The following is a 4,954-nucleotide window of genomic DNA, read 5'->3' on the forward strand; positions in this document are numbered from 1 at the left end:
CAGATCTCCGGTGCGGAACCAGCCATCCTCGGTGAAGGCCTCCGCGGTCTTCGCGTCGTCCTTGAAGTAGCCGAGCATGCAGCCGGGGCTTCTGACCTGGATTTCGCCCTCGGGACTGATGCGGCCCTGCACGCCCTTGTTGGGCGGGCCGACATAGCCGATACGGGAGTTGCCCGGGCGCGAGCAGTGCGAGTGGGCGAAGTCCTCGGACATGCCGTAGCCCTCCAGCAGCTCCAGCCCGATCGACCGGTACCACTGCATGATGCTGGGGGCGAGCGGGGCTGACCCGGTCACGGCGACGCGGGCATCCTGCAAGCCCAGCGATTCCAGCACCTTTGTCTTCACGGCGTCGGCCGTGGCGGGGTTGGCCAGCATCGCGTCGAGCTGGTCCTGTCCGATCTTCTGCTGCACCGCCTGCTGGAACTTGACCCACAAACGGGGCACGGACAGGAAGATGGTCGGGCGTGCGCGTTTGAGATCGACCGGAAACGTCTGCAAGCCCTCGCTGAAGTACACCTGAAACCCGAAGCGCAGCGAGCTGACCAGCACCACCGCGGCCTCGAACACATGGGCCAGCGGCAGGTAGGAGATCATGCGATCGTCCGGACCGACGTCGGTGAGATTGAGCAGGATGTCCGAGGCCGCCGCCATTGCGCCGTAGGAGACCATCACGCCTTTCGGACGGCCGGTGCTGCCGGAGGTGTAGATCAGCCGCGCGAGATCGCTGTCGGCCGGCTGGCTTTCGACCACGGTCAGTCCCTGGTCGATCACGGCGTTCCAGGGCTTGGTCCCGGGCGGCGGGGATTCGCGGAAGATCGGGAGCGTGACCTTGGGCAACGCATCGGGAATGCCGTCGCGCATGGCGGGCCAGTCGTCCAGTTCGCCGATGAACAGTGCCCGCGCGTCGCTGTGCTCGAGGATGTAGGCGATGGAATCCGCGGCCAGCGACGGGTAGATGGGCACGCTGACGAAGCCCGCGCGCCAGATCGCCAGTTCGGTGATGACCGACCAGGCGCAGTTCTTCGACATTACCGCAACGCGGTCGCCCGTCTCGAAGCCCAGCGATTGCAGATAGCCGCCCACCGTGCTGCTCTGCGCGTCGACATCCGCCCAGGTGAATGAGGTGGTCTCGCCATCGATGGGCTGCACCAGGTAGGTCGTGTCCGGCATCGATGTGGCCCAGGTGCGCAGTCCGTCCATGGGCGTCCAGTTCGCATGCGTATACAGTGGCATTGGTCTCCTCCTGAGATGGTGGTTGTGGTCGGGTCAGGCGGCGGCCCAGGCCGCGGCGAATGCGCCGCTGCCGAGCACGGACTGGCCGCCGTCACAGACCAGGACGGCGCCGTTGAAGTTGGCCCCGGCGGGGCTGCTGAGGAAGGCCGCGGTGTTCGCGATCTCGTCGAGCCGGGCGTAACGGCGCAGCGGAATCGCGGAGAGCACGCGTTCGCGGTGCGCAGGGGTGGGTGTCAGCCGGGCCATGCCCTCGGTGCCGTCGACGGGACCGGGCGCGATGGCATTCACGCGCACGCCCATCGGCCCCCATTCGATGGCCAGTACCTTGGTCAGCGCATCGATGCCGGCCTTCGCCGCGCAGACATGCACCTGCCCGGGCATCGGGTTGATCGCCTGCGTGGCGGAGATGTTGATGATCGACGCGCCGGGCTTGGTCAGGTGTTCGAAGGCTGCACGGCAGACGTTGAAGGTGCCGACCAGGTCGATGTCGATGACCGTGCGAAAGCCGTTGGGCGACAGGCTGGCGGCGTCGGAGACGAAATTGCCGGCGGCGCCCGAGACAAGCACGTCGATGCTCCCCATTTGCTCGCGGCAGGTCGCCACCGCCTGCGCGACGGCGTCGTAGTCGCGTACGTCGGCGGCCATCCCGGCGGCCATCGGGGTGACGGCGGATAGCGCCTCGACCGCGCGGTCGACCTTGTCCTGCGAGCGGCTGATGACGAACACCTTCGCCCCCAGCGAGGCGAAGCGTTCGGTGATCGCGAGGTTGATGCCGCTGGTGCCGCCGGCGACGAAGACGACCTTTTCGGTGAAACTGTCGGTGGAGAGTAGTGGGTCGGTGGTGCTCATGGTTCCTGTTACGGGTTGGGGAGCACCACCGCGATGTCGCTGCTATCCGCTGGCCGCCTTGCGCTTGGCCATTTGCGCGACGTCGGATGTGCTCTGTGGAGAATCGATCCGCCCCTCGTCACGCAGGGCCTGGAAGGTGTCGGTGATGACCTTGAACATGTGGATGCCCATCGAGTTCTCCTCGACGCTCATCCGGTCGGTGGCGAGCTTCACGAAGGCGCTGGCGTTGTCCGCCATCTGCTTGTAATAGCGCTGGCCGGCGGCGGTCACGGTGACCAGCTTTTCGCGGCCGGAGTCCGGGTCTTCCGAAATCACGATGAAGTTGTACGGCGGCTTCGCCAGCGCCCGCAACGCCTTGGATACGGTGCTGCTGGTGATGTCGTACCAGCTGGTCAGGCATCGCTCGATCTCCTTCCGCTTCAGGCTCTTGCTGCCGCGTTGCATGCCCTCCGTGCGCAGGAGCCACATGATCACGGTCTGGTGCCGGTCCAATCCCTGGTCGCCGCGCAGCGCGTCCTCGACCTGCATCCCGATCGAGTAATGGATCGGGTAGAACAATTCCATGAAGCGCTCGGCGGCGCGTTCATGGCTCACTTCTTCGATATCGGCTGTCGGTCTCAACGGCGTGGGTCCCTGGCGGTGCGGAATACTCACGCCATGCTATTTGTCACCTTCAATCGCAGCAAGTATGTCCAATTGACAGTATTTCCGCAAGACAATAATGTCGCCGCACACCGATAAGACGTGCGAGGACGGAGATGACTGTTGAACCGCAGACCCAGATCAATGACGAACTGACCGACGCCCGCGAGTTGCAACGCAAACTGCAGATATTGCGGTCCGGTTTCGAGGCGCAGCGCTATCCCGATGCGGCCACCCGCATCGACCGGCTGGACCGGTTGTGGTCGGCGCTGGACCGGTTCTCCGACCGGCTGTGCGAGGCGCTCAGCGATGACTTCGGCTACCGCTCGCCGCGCCAGTCCTACTTTGCCGACGTGGCGACCACGGGCAAGGCGATCCGCCTGACCAAGAAGGGCGTGCGCAAGTGGATGAAGGCCGAGCGACGCAAGGCCGACTTTCCGTTCGGTGCGCTGGGGGCGAAGGCCCGGGTGCACTACCAGCCGCTGGGTGTCGTCGGTGTCATCAGTCCCTGGAATATTCCGGTGAACCTGACCCTCACGCCGCTGGCCGGCGCGCTGGGCGCGGGCAACCGGGCGTTGATCAAGCCGTCCGAGCACACGCCCAGCACGTCGGAGGTCATGGTCGAGCTGATTGCCTCTGCCTTTGCCGAGGACGAGGTGACCACGGTGACCGGCGACGCCCGGCTCGGACAGATGTTCAGCGAATTGCCGCTGGACCATCTGGTGTTCACCGGCGGCACGTCCATCGCCAGGCACATCATGCGGGCGGCGGCGGAGAACCTGACACCGCTCACCCTGGAGCTGGGCGGCAAGTCGCCAGTGATGGTCGGCGCGAACGCCGACCTCGAAGCGGCCGCCAAACGCATCGTCTTTGGCAAGGTGTTCAACGCGGGGCAGGTCTGTCTCGCGCCGGACTACGTGCTGGTGCCGGCCGCGAAACGCGACGAACTGGTCCACCTGATCCAGGAGGAGATCAAGCGCTCGCTGCCCGGTGGCGCGCAAAGCCCGGACTACGTGGCCGTGATCAACCCGCGGCAAAGCCAGCGGATCCAGGGCTACATCGACGAGGCGCGTGAGGCCGGCGCACCAGTGTTCGCCGAGGCGGCCGACAACGCCGCGGTGGACCGTCGCATCCCGATCACGCTGATCGTCGATCCCGACGAGTCGCTTAGGGTCAGTCAGGAGGAGATCTTCGGTCCCATCCTGGTCATCCGCTCCTACGAGACCTTCGATGAGGCGGTGAACTACGTGAATGCCCGCCCACGACCACTGGCGCTCTATTACTTCGGGGACAGCGCCGACGAACAGCGGCAGGTGATCGAGAACACCACCTCGGGCGGCGTGACGATCAACGACGTGATCATGCACTACACCTTCGACGATCTGCCGTTTGGCGGCGTCGGACCCAGCGGCATGGGCGTCTATCACGGCTTCGACGGTTTCCGGCAGTTTTCCAACGCACGAGCCGTCTACCACCAGACCCGCGTCGATCTGGGACGGATCATCCGGCCGCCCTATGGCCGTCTGTTCGACCGCTTCTCCGCGCACTTGATGACACGCGGCTAATAGTGTTTGACAGAAATAGTGTCATTACGACACTATTGGATCAAAGCACGCCAGATGCGAGGAGACAGCACATGGACGAATTGAAATACGGTTCCGGGTTTGACGTCACCAAGATGCTCGAGCCGGAGGTGATCGCCAATCCCTATCCCTATTACGCCATCCTGCGGGAGCAGGCGCCGCAGTTCGGTCTGCTGGACTACCCGCCGGGTACGGTGCCGGGCGTCGATGAGCCGAACCCCGCGTGGGTGTTCACGCGTTACGACGATGTGGTCGGCGTGCTCAAGGACTTCGAGACCTTCTCGTCGCGCGATCCGATGCAGGAGGCCTCCGACGCGCCGACGCTGATGCTGGTCAACCACGACCGCCCGCGGCACACGGTGCTGCGCAACATCGCCAAGAAGGCGTTCACGCCCAAGCGGGTGGTTACCGACATCGCGCCGCTGGTCACGCAGACAATCAGCGAGATGATCAACGGCCTGCAGGACACCGAGATCGACTTCATGAAGGAAGTCGCCGGCGTGTTGCCCTCGGTGGTCATGACCTTTCTGATCGGCACGCCGCGCGAGGACTATCCCAAGCTGGTGCGCTGGGCCAACGCCTTCATGGTGTCCTCCGATTTCACGCTGGAAGAGCGGCAGCAGTGCAACATCGAGCTGTTCCAGTAC

At 64.8% G+C, this 4,954-nt stretch carries 4 protein-coding genes and 1 pseudogene; 2 read left to right on the forward strand and 3 right to left on the reverse strand.

From position 1 onward, the window contains the following. The 3 genes from ABNS06_RS04205 to ABNS06_RS04215 form a co-directional block, all read right to left on the reverse strand. Positions 1–1,233, reverse strand: a 1,233-nt coding sequence (locus ABNS06_RS04205) for an AMP-binding protein (protein WP_348672762.1), incomplete at its 3' end; no start/stop codon positions are given. Positions 1,234–1,266: 33 nt separating this feature from the next. Continuing rightward, positions 1,267–2,082 (reverse strand): SDR family oxidoreductase, encoded by an 816-nt coding sequence (locus tag ABNS06_RS04210; protein WP_348672763.1) that lies wholly within the window; start codon positions 2,080–2,082, stop codon positions 1,267–1,269. 42 nt (positions 2,083–2,124) lie between these two features. After that, the gene (locus ABNS06_RS04215; protein ID WP_348672764.1) at positions 2,125–2,703 is read right to left on the reverse strand and encodes a winged helix DNA-binding protein; all 579 of its coding nucleotides are present in this window, start codon (positions 2,701–2,703) and stop codon (positions 2,125–2,127) included. 137 nt (positions 2,704–2,840) lie between these two features. Between ABNS06_RS04215 and ABNS06_RS04220 the strand changes: the two genes are divergently transcribed. Beyond that, positions 2,841–4,289, forward strand: a complete 1,449-nt coding sequence (locus ABNS06_RS04220; protein ID WP_348672765.1) for a coniferyl aldehyde dehydrogenase — start codon at positions 2,841–2,843, stop codon at positions 4,287–4,289. A 71-nt stretch (positions 4,290–4,360) separates the two neighbouring features. Beyond that, positions 4,361–4,954, forward strand: a pseudogene (locus ABNS06_RS04225) (hypothetical protein); the annotation flags it as partial.

The sequence above is a fragment of the uncultured Abyssibacter sp. genome, assembly GCF_964000955.1.
Classification (GTDB): Bacteria; Pseudomonadota; Gammaproteobacteria; order Nevskiales; family OUC007; genus Abyssibacter.

What these genes read in the sequence shown, in the direction of transcription:
- ABNS06_RS04210 (WP_348672763.1), bottom strand. Translation starts at nt 2,082, where the DNA reads ATGAGCACCACCGACCCACTACTCTCCACCGACAGTTTCACCGAAAAG.
- ABNS06_RS04220 (WP_348672765.1), top strand. Translation starts at nt 2,841, where the DNA reads ATGACTGTTGAACCGCAGACCCAGATCAATGACGAACTGACCGACGCC.